The organism is uncultured Dysgonomonas sp. (assembly GCF_900079725.1).
Lineage (GTDB): Bacteria > Bacteroidota > Bacteroidia > Bacteroidales > Dysgonomonadaceae > Dysgonomonas.
On the sequence record NZ_LT599032.1, the window covers coordinates 153,947 to 169,062 of the forward strand.

A 15,116-nucleotide genomic window follows, 5' to 3' on the forward strand; every position below is an offset into this window, starting at 1 on the left:
AGATAAATCAATTGAAATATTGGATTTTCTTCTGATTCAGAATTACATAGATGATAACCGGCGCACCAAATATCGGAGTTATCGCATTCAGTGGCAATGAACCTGAAGCGCCTGGCAGCACACTTATCAGGTTACATATAAGTGCCATAACCGAACCTATCAGGATGGTAAAAGGCAACAATGATTTATGGTTGGATGTCCCCAACAACAAACGGGCAATATGAGGAACTGCCAAACCGATAAATGCAATAGGCCCGCAAAAAGCACAGGTTATCGCTGTCAAAAGACCTGCGCATAATAATAAAAGGAAACGAATCAATTTTATATTGACCCCCAGATTAGAGGCATACCTTTCTCCCAAAAGCATAGCATTCAATGGTTTAATCAATAAAACTGACAATAATAAGCCTATACTCACCACTATGCAATAAAAAGGTAATTGCTCGGTGGATACACCCGAAAAATCCCCCATACCCCAAATCATAAATGAGTAAGCATCTTCGCTTGTGCTCCAGAATTTGAGGATAGAAATTATGGAAGATGTGAGATAGCCGACCATAATACCGATTATCAGCAACATAACATTGTTGCGAATAACAGATGCAAAGCCCATAATAATGGCAAGAATGAGAGCTGCCCCCACAAATGCGCCAAATACGATGCTCATCGAATAAGAAAAATCGAATCCTCCGACTGAACCTATTGTATTACCTATCAGTAAAATAACAAGTGCCACACCCAAGTTTGCCCCTGAACTTATACCCAGAATCCCGGCATCGGCCAGCGGATTACGGAAAGCTGTCTGTAACAGCAATCCCGATACAGCTATGCCTCCTCCCGTAAATAGTGCCGTGATGGCCTGTGGCAATCGCGACTGTAACACGATATATTCCCAAGCCTGCTTCTCAACTTCATTTCCTGCCAATATATCGAAGATAGCGTGGGCCGGAATGGATACAGAGCCTAGAAATAGGTTTGCGGTAAACAAAATGGGGATACTTATCGTAAACAGAAAGCTATATATGAGGCTTTTAGACATTAATTTTCGTTTAGTTCCTTTGTCATTCTGAACGGAGTGAAGAATCCCGTAAATTTACACTAGATTCTTCACTCCGTTCAGAAACAACGTTCGACAGAGCGAAGCGGAGTCAATGACAAATTTTTCTATTTATTATGTTTAATACAATACTTTATATTTATCTCCGGTTTCTTTCACCACCTGCCGGTAAAATTCTTTCGGATAGCCCACACGCTGTGGTGAAGACGGTTTTCCGTGTTCATTACGGATAAACTCTCCGTCTTTTTCCTTGCGTACTACGCCGTCCATATATTTAATAACAAGGAATTCGCCCAGCTTCTTCCATTTGTCAAATGCATACTGTGCTTGTTCTCCACTATATTCAGTAAGGAACAGAACAGCTTGTTCCGGTGATTTTTCATACAATGCAAGAGCTTCTTTATCGGTTTTGTCCTGTTCGGCAAAGAATTTACTTTCCAATTCCTTTTGTACCTTTTCCAGATCCGGGTGCATATAGCTATATTTATTATATACCATGTTCGATACCCAGTTCTGAATCCAGAAACTGGATGTCCACGAGAAAGTATATAAATCGCCATTTCCTTCACGATAGCATTCAGGCACTTCGGTAATAGAACAATACATAGGGGTGAAAACAGTCTGGTCGGCATCGTCCGTTCCAAACCAAAGGATACCGCCTATTGGATTAGGTAACCATGAGCGCATTTGTGATGTAAACACAAATCCGGTTTGCTGAGTCGCCACAGGACGCTCGTTACAATACTGAACCGAATCCGATTCCCAAGTCAGAGGAGCCCAACGATATGGAGACTTGAACGGGCCTGCACCTACATCATTAGTCCAGTCCAGTTCGGTACCTTCATAGTGGTCGCGCATCATTTCCTGTATATCAGCAACTGATAGCTTTCTGTCAGGTTTGATATATAATGGCATTGGCTCTTGAGTCTTGCCTTGTGCATAAGTCACAAATTTTGCCATATCTTTATTATAGCGGTTGAAGAAAGTCCATACACGGGCTTCACAGAAACGTTGTCCGCCAAAATCAAGTGGATTATAAGCTTTTGCAAAACTAAAATCAGCATCCTTACCAGTGTAATAACCTTTTTCTTTAGCAAAAGAAATCACATCTTTCGAATATATACAATTTTCCGGGTCGTTTAACGGAAACTGTTGTATACGTGCCTGATTAGCATGGGCTGATATACAATCGTCAGGAATACGTACAGCGACCCAAACGGCACCTTTATTTCCTTTTCCTTTGCCTATCATCTCCAGTACCCAGATTTCATTGGGGTCTCCGATAGAAAAAGACTCGCCACCGCTATAATAACCGTATTCAGCTACCAGATCAGTCATTACCTTTATTGCTTCCCGTGCATTCTTCGCTCTTTGCAGGGTTATATATATAAGGCTACCGTAATCCATTATACCATCCGGATCTGCCAGTTCTTCACGTCCTCCGAAAGTTGTTTCACCGATAGTAACCTGATGTTCATTCATATTTCCCACCACATTATAGGTTTGTCCGGGCTGGGCTATCTCACCCATATATCTTCCGGTATCCCATTCATACACTTTCAGCATATCACCTTTAGCCCATTTTTTTGCAGGCCAATGGTAGAGTTCACCGAATAAAGCGTAAGAATCGGCAGAATAACTGATAATAGTAGAGCCATCGAGAGACGCTTTTTTGCCAACTAAAAAATTTGTGCAGGCAAATACGTGAATCTGGGCGATTAAACAAGAGAGAGTAAATAAAAATATCTTCTTCATAGTTCTAATTTTTTTTTATGGTGTAAAGATAAACTTTATTCTTTATATATAAGGAAGGCGTATGGATAAATATACAAAAGTACTGCAATGCAAATTTACAAAAGTAGACAACATACAATATCCAAGAGTATATTACTTAATATTCAAATGTAAATCAATAAGAATGTATCATGAGCTATAGCATAATATACATTTGTATCATTTGTGAAAATATACATATATAAATAGTTTGAATAATATACATAAAAATATTAATATACTATATTCCAATAAATTAAAGTTAATTAGTAAATCTATAGTTTAATAGAATAAAGAATAGAGTAGGGGGATCGCTGTATTTTGGGATTATATAGGCATATTTATGATAATATATATTTTATTATTAATATTTTAATGAAAATATATGAAGTAACACTTATCTATATATTAATAAGAATACATTTGTATAGTAATATATTGTAAACAATTGGAAACAATTGTAAATAACAAAAGTATACAAATAAAATTTCCTTTTGTAAAATATATTATTTACATTTGTTATCTCATTATATACATAACTATATATGAAAGACCGTATCAGATTAATAATGGAGCGTGAACACCTTACTCCATCTGCGTTTGCCGACAGGTTACAGCTTGGACGTGCAGTTATATCACATATACTGAATGGACGTAACAATCCCAGCCTGGATGTAGTTACACGTATTTTATCCAAGGTTAATTATATTAATCCCGATTGGTTACTTACAGGAAATGGCGACATGGTCAAAACTGAGGGAGGAAAAACTTCAACTATGCAACAAATATCAGCACCTTCATCCAATAATTTTTCTCCAGGCCAAAATCAGCCGGATTTATTCTCTCAGAATTCTGTATCTCCGACCATTTCCCCAGTAGAAACAGAATATCGTAAGGAAAATATAGTTGAGCAAGCTCAAAACATACATGAAAAAACTATAAATCAGACTGTTATATATCAAAAAGCATCTGAACGAAAAATCAGTAAAATAATCATTTATTACTCGGATAATACATTTGAGACATTCAATGCCGATAATTCACCTTTATAATAAAAAATAAGGACGAAAAATTTTTCGTCCTTATTGAGTTTGATAAAATATAACCTTTACCCGATTCTTTTCAGTTGCACAGTAAAATGCCTGAGTAGTTCGGCTTCCCATGTCATAGCCAAACCTTTCGTAATACTCTCTCTTCTGTCGAATATATTTTTCAATGCCACAGCTACCACATTCATATGATTATCGGTATATACACGTCTCGGAATAGCGAGCCGCAATAAATCCAACCCATCGAAACGGTTTTCGCGTGTTACAGGATCACGGTCAGCCAGTATATATCCTATTTCGCATCCGCGTATACCTGCTTCCAGGTATAGTTCTACTGTGAGGGTTTGTGCAGGAAATTGTTCCTTAGGCACATGAATCAGCACCTTGGTGGCATCTACGAATATTGCATGCCCTCCTGCGGGGCGCTGATATGGTATGCCGTACTCGTCGAGTTTATTTCCCAGATATTCCACTTGCTTGATACGGCTCTCCAGATTGTCAAATTCGGTGTTTTCGTCAAGCCCTATGGCTAGAGCATTCATGTCACGGCCATTCATACCACCGTAAGTAGTAAAACCCTCATAAGCGATTCCTTTTACCTTGGCCATATCGTACCACGATTTCAATCGGGTAGCAATAAATCCGCCCATGTTTACAATTCCATCCTTCTTAGCGCTCATTGTCATCGCATCGGCATGTGTAAATATTTCTATACATATCTCTTTGATTGTCTTACTCTTATATCCATCTTCACGCATCTTTATAAAATAGGCATTCTCGGCAAAACGAGCCGAGTCGAACAACACTTTTTTGCTATACTTATCAGCTAAAATACGTACTTCCTTGAGATTCTGCATAGATACAGGCTGCCCACCTGCCGTATTATTCGTTATGGTAACGATAATAAACGGGATACGATCGCCATATTTAATCAGAGCATCTTCCAGCTTCTTTATATCCACATTCCCTTTAAACGGGATTTCGAGCTGCGTATCCTTTGCTTCATCGATTGTACAATCGAGCGCAACGGCCTTGCGGGACTCTATATGCCCTTTTGTGGTATCGAAATGTGAATTACCCGGACACACATCACCTTCTTTCACCAGACACGAGAATAATACGTTTTCGGCAGCACGTCCCTGATGAGCCGGCAATACATATTCAAAGCCTGTGATACGGGTCACCATATCTTTCATATTATAATAGGATGTTGCTCCGGCATAACTTTCATCCCCGATCATCATACCTGCCCACTGACGGTCACTCATTGCACCTGTACCCGAATCGGTGATAAGATCTATATATACCTGTTCGGCTTTCAGTTGAAACATATTGTATCCGGCTTCTTTAAGCCATTCTTCACGTTCGTCTCTTGTACTTTTTCGGATCGGCTCAATCATCTTGATTTTCCATGATTCTGCAAACGGTAGTTCCATATATTAGTTATAAATTTTAAGTTATAAATTATGAATTGAAGAATGTATACACTTTACTCATTGACTAAAAACTGATTGATTTAGAAAATGATAAATAAAATAGAAAATTTATAACGTAAAATGATCTCTATCCTTAATGTTAAGGAATATGAGACAGAATGATGTGTTTTTGAAACTTAAAACCATAGTATTCTATTGTTTCAGGCTATTAAATATATCATAAAGATACTAAATCTTTCCGGAAGAATTATTCTTCCCCGGCAATTTTCTAGTACGCCTAAACTTTACTAACTTTGTACCTGAATAAATCAGATATTTATCTCTAAAAAAACTAAGGTAAATGAAAAAAATGCTGGATTTAGTTGTTACCGAAAACAACCAACTAAACCAAAGTTATTGCCTCATAAAACTTACCACCACAGACCATTCCCCTTTACCGGAAATGTTTCCCGGACAATTTGTTGAAGTAAAAGTAGATGGTTCTTCGTCCACCTATTTACGTCGGCCTATTTCCGTAAACTTTGTGGACAAAGCAAAAAATGAGTTGTGGCTGCTTGTACAGGCAATTGGTGACGGAACACGTAAGATGTGTGAATATAAGAAAGGTGATATAGTAAATCTTCTTCTTCCGCTAGGTAATTCATTTTCTATCCCTACCACGAAAGAAGGGCAGGAACTACTACTTATCGGTGGAGGTGTGGGTACAGCCCCTATGCTCTATCTTGGTGCATGCCTGAAAGAAAAAGGATTCAACCCGAAGTTCCTGTTAGGAGCCAGATCGAAAAACGATTTACTCCAATTGGATGATTTTGCCCACTATGGAGAAGTGTTTTGCACAACTGAAGATGGCAGCTATGGAGAAAAGGGATATGTTACCAACCATTCTGTGTTAAAAAACACCCGTTTTTCATCCATTTACACCTGTGGACCAAAGCCTATGATGGTAGCTGTAGCAAGGTATGCAAACGAGCATAAAATTAACTGCGAAGTATCTCTCGAAAACATGATGGCATGCGGATTTGGCGTATGTTTATGTTGCGTAGAAAAGACTAGCGAAGGGAATATATGTGTATGTACAGATGGCCCCGTATTTAATATAGAAAAGTTGACATGGATAAACTAGTTGTAAACATAGGTAAACTACATTTGAAGAACCCGGTTATGACCGCATCGGGTACTTTTGGCTATGGAAAAGAGTATTCGGACTTCATAGACCTATCGCGAATAGGTGGTATCTTTGTAAAAGGAACTACCATTCGGAATCGCCAGGGAAATGATTACCCCCGCATGGCTGAGACTCCATCGGGTATGTTAAACGCTGTGGGACTGCAAAATAAGGGCGTTGACTATTTCGTTTCGAACATCTATCCTGAGATAAAAGACTTCGATACAAATGTAATAGTCAATGTATCGGGTTCCACTATCGAAGATTATGTAGAATGTACCGAAAAACTAGCCGAGTTGGACAAAATTCCGGCTATTGAACTAAATATTTCCTGCCCGAATGTAAAGGAAGGCGGCATGGCTTTCGGGGTATGTGCCGATTCGGCAGCTGATGTCACAAGGGCTGTCCGTAAAGTATGGGACAAGACACTAATCGTAAAATTATCCCCCAATGTAACTGATGTCACCGAAATAGCCCGTGCCGTGGAGGCCGAAGGAGCAGATTCGGTTTCCCTGATAAATACATTGTTGGGCATGGCTATCGACATAAATAAGAAACGTCCTATATTATCTACCGTAACGGGAGGCCTTTCCGGCCCATGTGTAAAGCCTGTTGCCCTGCGGATGGTATGGCAAACATACAATGCTGTGAAAATACCCGTTATCGGCATGGGTGGGATTTCCTGCTGGCAGGATGCTATCGAATTTATTCTGGCCGGTTCATCGGCAATACAGATTGGTACGCACAATTTTATTGACCCTACAATTTCTGTGAAAGTTGTGGATGGTATAAAAGAATATCTGGATAAAAACAATATCAGTTCAATCCGGGATTTAGTCGGTGCGTTGGAGATATAGAACTAACAAATAATCAAGATAAAAGGATAATCCAAAGTTTGGATTATCCTTTTTTTGTTTATATATACAAATCTACTTTTACTTAAAATAGTTTAATTTATGTAAAACAAAAAGCGATTTTACAGAGAAGATATGGTTTTCTAAAATAAAAGAACTTAACTTCGATTGTTATGCATAAAGTATTAATTATCTTATTAGTAGTCTGTAACTATGGGATCCTGAATGCTCAAAAACCGACGACAGAAAACGATACAACTAAGATCGAGAAAAAGAATTTTATCAAAAGTGTAATTGAATACTTCGAAAAATCGAATGAAGTAAACAATGACAAGCGTTTCGATTTCTCTATTATCGGAGGTCCTCACTATTCCAGTGATACAAAATTCGGAATCGGGATGGTAGCTTCCGGCCTATATCGCATGGACAGAACGGATTTAAGCATATCACCTTCGAATGTCTCATTATATGGGGATATAACGACAACAGGAGCTTTTGTTGTAGGTATAAGCGGAAATACGCTTTTCCCTAAATTGAACTACCGTATCGACGCTGATATGTATTTTTCTTACCGCCCCACCAGATTCTGGGGTGTGGGGTATGAAGCCGGACGGCAAGACCACTATTCTGAATACGATAATCTGGTAATGGAGCTTAAATTCGATTTTCTCAAGAAAATGGCAACCAATACCTATCTGGGTTTTACGACTAATGTAAAGAATGTCAGAGGAAAAGGTTTTGACGATATAAGTTTGCTTGGTAGTGAAAAGGCCAAAACTACAGCTGTGGGAGCCGGACTTATCTTATCCTATGATTCCCGCGATTTTATTCCTAATCCATACAAAGGCATATACGCTAAGGCTGAGCAAATATTTTATCCTAAATTCATAGGGAGCTCTTACAATTATTATACTACTGAACTAGTATTCAGGCACTATAGGCAGGTATGGGAAGGTGGTATTCTGGCTTTCGATTTGCAGGGAGTCCTCAATTGGGGTAATGTAGCATGGAATATGATGGCCGATACCGGAAGTTCGCGCCAGATGCGTGGGTATTACAGAGGAAGATACCGGGATAAGAACCTGATACAATCGCAGATAGAACTCAGGCAGCATGTCTACAGACGCAGTGGAGCTGTGATATGGGCTGGTGCCGGAAATGTTTTTCCTAAATTTTCAGAATTTGAATGGAGTCATACACTACCTACTTTTGGTATCGGGTATCGGTGGGAATTTAAAAAGAGGGTGAATGTACGCCTCGACTATGGAATAGGAAAAAGTGAATCAGCTTTCTATTTTAACATAAACGAGGCATTTTAAGAAATCAGAAAAGAATGAACCTAAAAGAACGTTTGGATGGCTTCATAGCCAATCCCATATGTGTATTTACGCTATTTGTTATAGTAAATCTTTTACCCTGTATAGGACTGCTCTTTACCGAGCCTTTTAACGTGTGGGGAAAGATTATTTTGCTCATATTTCCGATAGGACTCTATTTCATTATATTCACTATCTCTAAAAATATAGGACTGATGCAGCTATTGCTGATTCCACTATTGATTCTGCACGCATTTCAGATAGTTGTTTTCTATCTTTTTGGCGAAGATGTAATAGCCGTAGATATGTTTCTGAATGTAGTAACAACTAATGCGACGGAGGCCGGAGAAGTGCTGAATGGTATTCTGGTATCAGTCATATTTGTTATTATCGTTTACATACCGACCATTATTATCGCAGCAATAGCATGCAAAAGAAAAGCACATACCTCTGATACCTTCAGACGAAGGCTCTTCTTTTCAGGAGTTATCATTATAGTATCTACTTATGCCTTATCTTTTCTTGCAAAAAATGAAAACACAGAGACATTCACATACCATCAGGATGTATATCCGGTAAATATCCTTTACAATCTGGATTTTGCAGTACATAAATGGAAGCGTAGCCGCCAGTACCCTCAAACTTCGAAAGATTTTTCATTTAAAGCCTATAAAAAAGATAAAACCACTGAAAAACGGGAAATATATGTATTGGTGATCGGCGAAACCAGTAGAGCTGAAAACTGGGGACTGTACGGCTATGAACGAAACACGACCCCTTATCTGGCTCAGGACACAAACATTGTTTTCTTTAAAGATGCCATTACTCAATCAAATACAACACACAAAAGTGTACCGATCATAATGTCTGCCGCATCGGCGGAGAATTTCGATATTATTTATTATCAAAAAAGCGTGATAGAAACTTTTAAGGAGGTCGGTTTCACCACAATATTTATTTCCAATCAGTCTGCAAACCACACATTTACTGATTATTTTGCACAGGAGGCCGATTATGTACATTATTACCGTCATTTTAATGACCGTACAAATAATCTGGACGAGGCTTTGCTGCCAAAATTCAAATATTACATTGATTCTCTGCCGGGCAACCTGTTCATTGTGCTTCATAGCTATGGCTCTCACTTCAATTATAAAGAACGCTACCCGGACAATTTTGCGATATTCAAACCTGATAATGTAGAAGAAATAAGCAGGGTAAACAGAGATAGACTCATTAATGCATACGACAACACGATTCTCTATACAGACTATTTCCTACATAATGTAACCGAAATTCTGAAAAAGACAGAGGCTTGTTCCTCCCTATTTTATGCATCCGACCATGGTGAAGATATCCTGGACGATAAACGGCAACGCTTTTTGCATGCCTCGCCAAATCCGACATTTTACCAACTAAAAATACCTATGTTTCTCTGGTTTTCACCCGTATATAGAGAAATTTACCCGCAAAATGTGAAGAACGCTTTCAGTAATACGAGGAAACCTGTATCTACAAACGCTGCGTTCCATACAATACTGGATATGGCACATATAGAAACAGATTATTTAGATACAGACTTATCGTTGGTAGATATGAAATTCAAAACAGCCAAAAGAATGTACCTGAGCGATCATGACAATCCTATCCCTTATTATAATGCAGGCTTGAGAAAAGAAGATAAAGCCATGATAGAAGAAAGGAAAATGTTTCATTGAAAATAATCAAAACAGATATGACACAGCGAATTCAGAAAATCTGGTTAAGTAGCCTTCTAGGATTATTTCCCCTACTTAATATATTGGGACAGGCAGAAGTAATAGAGATGCTCCCATATGGCGATATGGATAAATGGATGGTTCGGGAAATCAAAGAATCAAAGATAATAGGTGGAAATAGAAAATATCTGTACGAAATAGTACCCGGAGACACACTGAAAGATAAACCTTATAAAAATACGACCTCTCCGTGGGCGCTATCATCCGTACTGGCCAGAGTGAAAGGGATAACCAAAACCAGCGTAACGGTTTTTCCCGAACGAAGAGCCGGTAACGGACATTGTGCACGACTGGAAACCCGAATAGAAACCTGTACGGTACTTGGCTTATTCGATATAAATGTTCTGGCCAGCGGAACTATATTTTTAGGAGAAATGAATGAACCGATAAAAGATACAAGTAACCCGCAATCGAAACTCGTTACAGGGATAGAATTTACCAAACGTCCGAAAGCCTTACAATACGATTATAAAGTGACTACCGGAGGAAATTGTATTCAGGCCACAGGTTTCAGTAAGCAGAAAAAGATTGACAGGAAGGATATGGCCGAAGTGCAGATACTTTTACAACACAGATGGGAAGATGCTGAAGGTAACATTTATGCAAAACGGGTCGGAACCGGATGGGAGCGCTTCGAAAAATCGGTAGACAACTGGCAAAACAACCACAGGCTCATTGTGCATTACGGAGACATATCATCGAAACACTTTTATGCTTCCTATATGAGCCTGAAAGATGGACAACAGGCCTATTATGCCCGTAACAGCAAAGGAAAAATGGTCCCTATACACGAAACGTCATGGGCCGACCCATCGGAAAAGGTAACTCATCTGATCGTACAATTCTCATCCAGTAATGGAGGTGCATATACAGGAAGTATTGATAGTAAGCTTTGGATAGATAATGTGAAGTTGGTATATTGATTAAAAAAGAAAAAGATGTTGTAAACAATTACAACATCTTTCTTCTTATATTTTTCGTCTTCGGCTTACTTAATAAAACCTACAGCCTGTACAAGAGCCACCTCCTGCTTATCTGTTAGCTTCAGTGCGTTATGTACATCAGGTCTCTTGAATGAACCACGGGCAACAGAACCCAGTCCTGCTGAAGCGCAATAGAGATATACATTCTGAATAGAGAATCCGGCATCCATCAGTCCCGCATCACGGCTGTTTTTATCCAGATTGATAACATAAATCAAAGAAAGTGAGGCACTCTCTGATATATTCGGTTGCCCTAAGGCGGCTCTGAAATCACCTTTCTCTTTCAATAGCAATTTATTTGCTTTAGCATCATAGAAATAGATTCCACTACTAAGCATCACGTATACATCTACCTCCTGTTTGTTTTGGGAAGAAGGCACGGTACGTTTATCTTCTCTGTTGAAGCCATATGCTGCCCATAGCAAATCAGACAAAGTCTGTACCGGCAAATCTTTCTGTTCAAAATTGCGATGCGACTGCCGATCGTTTAATGCTTCCATTAATGGTTTCCCTCCTGTCTTAGTAGGTGGAACCAACTGTATATCCTGAGCAGATATATAGCTAACCAAACACAATAAAGCAATAACAAATAATCCTCTTTTCATAATTAAAGCACTTTTTAAATTTAAAGGTCGGAGACCTGTTTACCATTCCGATAAGTAAAAAAACAAGAATAAGTTATGATTTTGATTATACACACCAAATCTTAATCTGTCAATTAATATCTGCAAAAATAGATAATAATAACAATTAAAACTTCCGATTGGAGATCTTTAGCTCTACTTTTTAAGTAAAATTCACAACATTATATACGAATGAATCTGCTATTCCGATATATTTTTCACCATATATCTTATCTTTGCAATGAAATTTTTTAGTAATGCGGAAACTCATTTTATTACTTATAATAGTTATTGGATATACAACCCAAACAAAGGCCTGGGAAATGCAACGAATTGTATTGAGTGACTCGGCTAAAGTGAGCCTGTTGACCAATGCGCCCTGGGATGAAGCTGTTTATTCCCTTTTTGGACACACGTCGATGCGCGTAAGCGACCCTGCGCAAAATATTGATTATGCTTTTAACTTCGGTTTGTTCAATATGTCCAAATCTAATTTTATATTCCTTTTTATGAAGGGAGAAACTGATTATATGGTTGCCCCGATACCATACAACGCATATTATCAGGAATATAAAGAAAGAGGTGTAGGTATTATAGAGCAAGTATTTAATCTCAGCCCAAAGGAAAAACAGGATATATTTGATGCATTATTGGTCAATTGTTTACCCGAAAACAGGGAGTATCGCTACAACTACTTTTACGACAACTGCTCCACACGTCCCAGAGATATCTTCGAAAAATATATCAACGGAAAAATAGAATATACACCTACGAATAAAGAGCAGACATATCGTGATTTAGTAATAGAATGCACAAATAGTAGGCAATGGTTTCGCTTCGGAATAAATCTGGTGATAGGTGCGGATGCAGACAAAGTGATAACAGACCGGCAAAAGGATTTCCTGCCTCGCTATCTGATGAATGCTTACGAGGGAGCGACGGTTACAGGAGACAGTATACCAAGAAATATTTTATTGTCCACTACTACTATTCTGGAAGCAAAAACTTTCGAAAAAGATTTTCCGGTCACACCGTTATACGCAGGCATTACACTTCTGATTATCAGCGCACTTATTTCATATATAGTATATAAAAAGCAAATCACAGGACTAGGAAAGGCTTTCGATACAATCTTATTCCTGATTGCAGGAATAGCAGGCTGTATCATTTTCTTTCTTATGTTCTTTTCAGTACACCCTTGTACCAATCCGAACTGGAATATCATATGGCTGAATCCGCTGCAACTCATTGTAGCTCTGCTATTCTTTGTAAAATCACTGTCAAAGTGTATTTATTATTATCATTTTATTAACTTTGTGGCACTTTTAGCGTTTCTTTTGGCATGGAATTTGATTCCACAACAATTAGAAACGACATTCATTCCGTTCATTTTGTCCATTGGGCTAAGATCGTTTATGAATGTATTGCAACAAAAAAAGTTTAAGAAAAAAGCTGATTATAGCTTACCTAGAGCAAAATGATAAGAATAATAACCTCATTAGTAGCAGTACTGACTATTACATCCATTCAGGCACAGACCACTGTGCGTGAAACACCTAAATTGGTAATAGGCATTACTATCGACCAGTTAAGGGGGGATTATCTCGAACTTTTCCGAAACAATTTTTCAGAAAGAGGATTCAAGCGCCTGTTAAACGAAGGCTTGGTCTACCAGAATATTAAATTCGATTTCCCGTATCTTGACGATGCTTCCGCTATAGCGACCATATATACGGGTGCTATGCCCTTTTATCATGGCATTGTAGGCAACAAAAAATATCTGGCAGCTAAGAATCAGGAAGTATTCACATTTTCCGATCCAGCCTATTTAGGAAACTATACGGATGACAAAGTTTCTCCTTTAGCCCTCAAATCCTCTACTATTACCGATGAATTGAAGCTGGCAACAAAAGGAACTTCCGATGTATATTCGTTTGCCCCGCAAATATCGCAAGCCCTGATTACGGCCGGCCTTAGAGGAAATGCCGCATACTGGGTCGATGACTATACAGGAAAATGGGCATCCAGCACCTATTACAAAAACTTTTACTGGACTGTAGATCAAGAAAATAGAGGCAATTCTGATTTCTCAGTTCAGGCATGGGACATGCGATGGACCCCGCTTTTGAGCATTAGCGATTATAAGGCTTTTCCTTATGTGGAAAACAAGGCCTCTTTTACACATCATACCGGTACTGACAAAGCGACATACTTACTGGCAAAACAGACGCCTGTTGTAAATCAGAATGTGACAACCACAGCTTTGACAGTACTCTCTAAAGCTGAATTAGGAAAACGAACTAGTCCAGATTTTTTATCGCTCACATACTATGCAGGAAGTTACCCGAACGTAAGATCCGACTATTCATACGAAATCCAAGATGTATACATACGCCTTGACCGTGAGATAGAAAAAATTCTGGATGAAGTAGAGAAAACCGTAGGTCTGAAAAATGCATTGATATTTATCTCCTCCACAGGATATTACAATTCGAATGATGTCAGCTACTCTGATGGGCAAAACATCCCTGAAAATAAATTCTATGTCAATCGTTGCGAGGCATTGCTGAACATGTATCTGATGGCCATTTATGGCAGGGACAACAAATGGGTGGACAAAATATACAATGGCCAGGTCTATCTCAACAGGGAATTAATCAAACAAAAACAGATATCGTTACAGGAAATACAAGATAAAGCAGCCGAGTTCGTTTCCGAGTTCACAGGAGTGCAAGAGGTATATACTTCTTATCAGATACAGCACGGACAATGGAATCCTGTAATGGAATATTACAAGAATGGTTATACGAAAGAAACTTCGGGGGACCTCTTTATCGAGTTACAACCGGGGTATAAAATCGTAAACGAACAAGATGCTTCATTTAAAGAAAAACAAATACGGAACAATGCTATTGTCTGTCCTGTTATATTCTTCGGAAATAATATAAAGGCCGAAAGAATAAAAAGGACTATAAAGGCTACAGAGATAGCCCCTACGGTGTCGTACATCATGCGTATACGTTCACCGAATGCAGCGAGGGAAGAAGCCCTATCGGAATTGCTTTAAAATCTTTAAATCTTG

General features: G+C 38.6%; 12 protein-coding genes. 8 read left to right on the top strand and 4 right to left on the bottom strand.

Annotation, left to right across the window (positions count from 1 at the left end; translation table 11 throughout):
• Window positions 1-7 precede the first annotated feature (7 nt).
• Both QZL88_RS00655 and QZL88_RS00660 read right to left on the bottom strand, forming a co-directional pair.
• Window positions 8-1,039 carry an iron ABC transporter permease gene (locus QZL88_RS00655; RefSeq protein ID WP_296937895.1) on the bottom strand — a complete coding sequence of 344 codons (1,032 nt, stop codon included), beginning with the start codon at window positions 1,037-1,039 and terminating at the stop codon, window positions 8-10.
• A 138-nt stretch (window positions 1,040-1,177) separates the two neighbouring features.
• A complete protein-coding gene (locus tag QZL88_RS00660; protein WP_296937897.1) occupies window positions 1,178-2,812 on the bottom strand; it encodes a C69 family dipeptidase in 1,635 nt (544 codons plus the stop codon).
• A gap of 563 nt (window positions 2,813-3,375) precedes the next feature.
• Here QZL88_RS00660 and QZL88_RS00665 point away from each other — a divergent pair.
• On the top strand, window positions 3,376-3,882 hold the full coding sequence (locus QZL88_RS00665) for a helix-turn-helix transcriptional regulator (protein WP_296937900.1): 507 nt from the start codon (window positions 3,376-3,378) through the stop codon (window positions 3,880-3,882).
• A gap of 56 nt (window positions 3,883-3,938) precedes the next feature.
• Here QZL88_RS00665 and QZL88_RS00670 read toward each other — a convergent pair whose 3' ends face one another.
• Window positions 3,939-5,315 (bottom strand): tryptophanase, encoded by a 1,377-nt coding sequence (locus tag QZL88_RS00670; protein ID WP_296937903.1) that lies wholly within the window; start codon window positions 5,313-5,315, stop codon window positions 3,939-3,941.
• Between the two features lie 340 nt (window positions 5,316-5,655).
• Here QZL88_RS00670 and QZL88_RS00675 point away from each other — a divergent pair, with 340 nt between their 5' ends.
• The 5 genes from QZL88_RS00675 (at window position 5,656) to QZL88_RS00695 (ending at window position 11,351) form a co-directional block, all read left to right on the top strand.
• Window positions 5,656-6,438 carry a dihydroorotate dehydrogenase electron transfer subunit gene (locus tag QZL88_RS00675; RefSeq protein WP_296937905.1) on the top strand — a complete coding sequence of 261 codons (783 nt, stop codon included), beginning with the start codon at window positions 5,656-5,658 and terminating at the stop codon, window positions 6,436-6,438.
• The gene (locus QZL88_RS00680; protein WP_296937907.1) at window positions 6,426-7,337 is read left to right on the top strand and encodes a dihydroorotate dehydrogenase; all 912 of its coding nucleotides are present in this window, start codon (window positions 6,426-6,428) and stop codon (window positions 7,335-7,337) included. Before QZL88_RS00675 ends, QZL88_RS00680 begins: the two co-directional genes overlap by 13 nt.
• 170 nt (window positions 7,338-7,507) lie before the next feature.
• Window positions 7,508-8,653, top strand: a complete 1,146-nt coding sequence (locus tag QZL88_RS00685) for a BamA/TamA family outer membrane protein (RefSeq protein WP_296937909.1) — start codon at window positions 7,508-7,510, stop codon at window positions 8,651-8,653.
• A gap of 14 nt (window positions 8,654-8,667) precedes the next feature.
• Window positions 8,668-10,368: a phosphoethanolamine transferase gene (locus QZL88_RS00690; RefSeq protein ID WP_296937911.1), complete on the top strand. Its 1,701-nt coding sequence runs from the start codon at window positions 8,668-8,670 to the stop codon at window positions 10,366-10,368.
• A 17-nt stretch (window positions 10,369-10,385) separates the two neighbouring features.
• Complete coding sequence (locus tag QZL88_RS00695; protein ID WP_296937914.1) at window positions 10,386-11,351, top strand: PCMD domain-containing protein; 966 nt, start codon at window positions 10,386-10,388, stop codon at window positions 11,349-11,351.
• 65 nt (window positions 11,352-11,416) lie between these two features.
• Here the strand turns inward: QZL88_RS00695 and QZL88_RS00700 are convergent, their stop codons facing one another.
• The gene (locus tag QZL88_RS00700) at window positions 11,417-12,016 is read right to left on the bottom strand and encodes a SagB/ThcOx family dehydrogenase (RefSeq protein WP_296937916.1); all 600 of its coding nucleotides are present in this window, start codon (window positions 12,014-12,016) and stop codon (window positions 11,417-11,419) included.
• 341 nt (window positions 12,017-12,357) lie between these two features.
• Here QZL88_RS00700 and QZL88_RS00705 point away from each other — a divergent pair, with 341 nt between their 5' ends.
• Window positions 12,358-13,515, top strand: coding sequence for a DUF4105 domain-containing protein (locus tag QZL88_RS00705; RefSeq protein WP_296937917.1), 1,158 nt, complete (start codon window positions 12,358-12,360; stop codon window positions 13,513-13,515).
• Window positions 13,512-15,101 (top strand): alkaline phosphatase family protein, encoded by a 1,590-nt coding sequence (locus QZL88_RS00710; RefSeq protein WP_296937919.1) that lies wholly within the window; start codon window positions 13,512-13,514, stop codon window positions 15,099-15,101. Before QZL88_RS00705 ends, QZL88_RS00710 begins: the two co-directional genes overlap by 4 nt.
• The last annotated feature ends 15 nt before the right edge of the window (window positions 15,102-15,116 follow it).

Coding starts and splice junctions, on each gene's coding strand:
- QZL88_RS00660 (WP_296937897.1), bottom strand. CDS start 2,812: ATGAAGAAGATATTTTTATTTACTCTCTCTTGTTTAATCGCCCAGATT.
- QZL88_RS00705 (WP_296937917.1), top strand. CDS start 12,358: ATGCAACGAATTGTATTGAGTGACTCGGCTAAAGTGAGCCTGTTGACC.
- QZL88_RS00665 (WP_296937900.1), top strand. CDS start 3,376: ATGAAAGACCGTATCAGATTAATAATGGAGCGTGAACACCTTACTCCA.
- QZL88_RS00685 (WP_296937909.1), top strand. CDS start 7,508: ATGCATAAAGTATTAATTATCTTATTAGTAGTCTGTAACTATGGGATC.
- QZL88_RS00680 (WP_296937907.1), top strand. CDS start 6,426: ATGGATAAACTAGTTGTAAACATAGGTAAACTACATTTGAAGAACCCG.
- QZL88_RS00675 (WP_296937905.1), top strand. CDS start 5,656: ATGAAAAAAATGCTGGATTTAGTTGTTACCGAAAACAACCAACTAAAC.
- QZL88_RS00655 (WP_296937895.1), bottom strand. CDS start 1,039: ATGTCTAAAAGCCTCATATATAGCTTTCTGTTTACGATAAGTATCCCC.
- QZL88_RS00695 (WP_296937914.1), top strand. CDS start 10,386: ATGACACAGCGAATTCAGAAAATCTGGTTAAGTAGCCTTCTAGGATTA.
- QZL88_RS00700 (WP_296937916.1), bottom strand. CDS start 12,016: ATGAAAAGAGGATTATTTGTTATTGCTTTATTGTGTTTGGTTAGCTAT.
- QZL88_RS00670 (WP_296937903.1), bottom strand. CDS start 5,315: ATGGAACTACCGTTTGCAGAATCATGGAAAATCAAGATGATTGAGCCG.
- QZL88_RS00690 (WP_296937911.1), top strand. CDS start 8,668: ATGAACCTAAAAGAACGTTTGGATGGCTTCATAGCCAATCCCATATGT.
- QZL88_RS00710 (WP_296937919.1), top strand. CDS start 13,512: ATGATAAGAATAATAACCTCATTAGTAGCAGTACTGACTATTACATCC.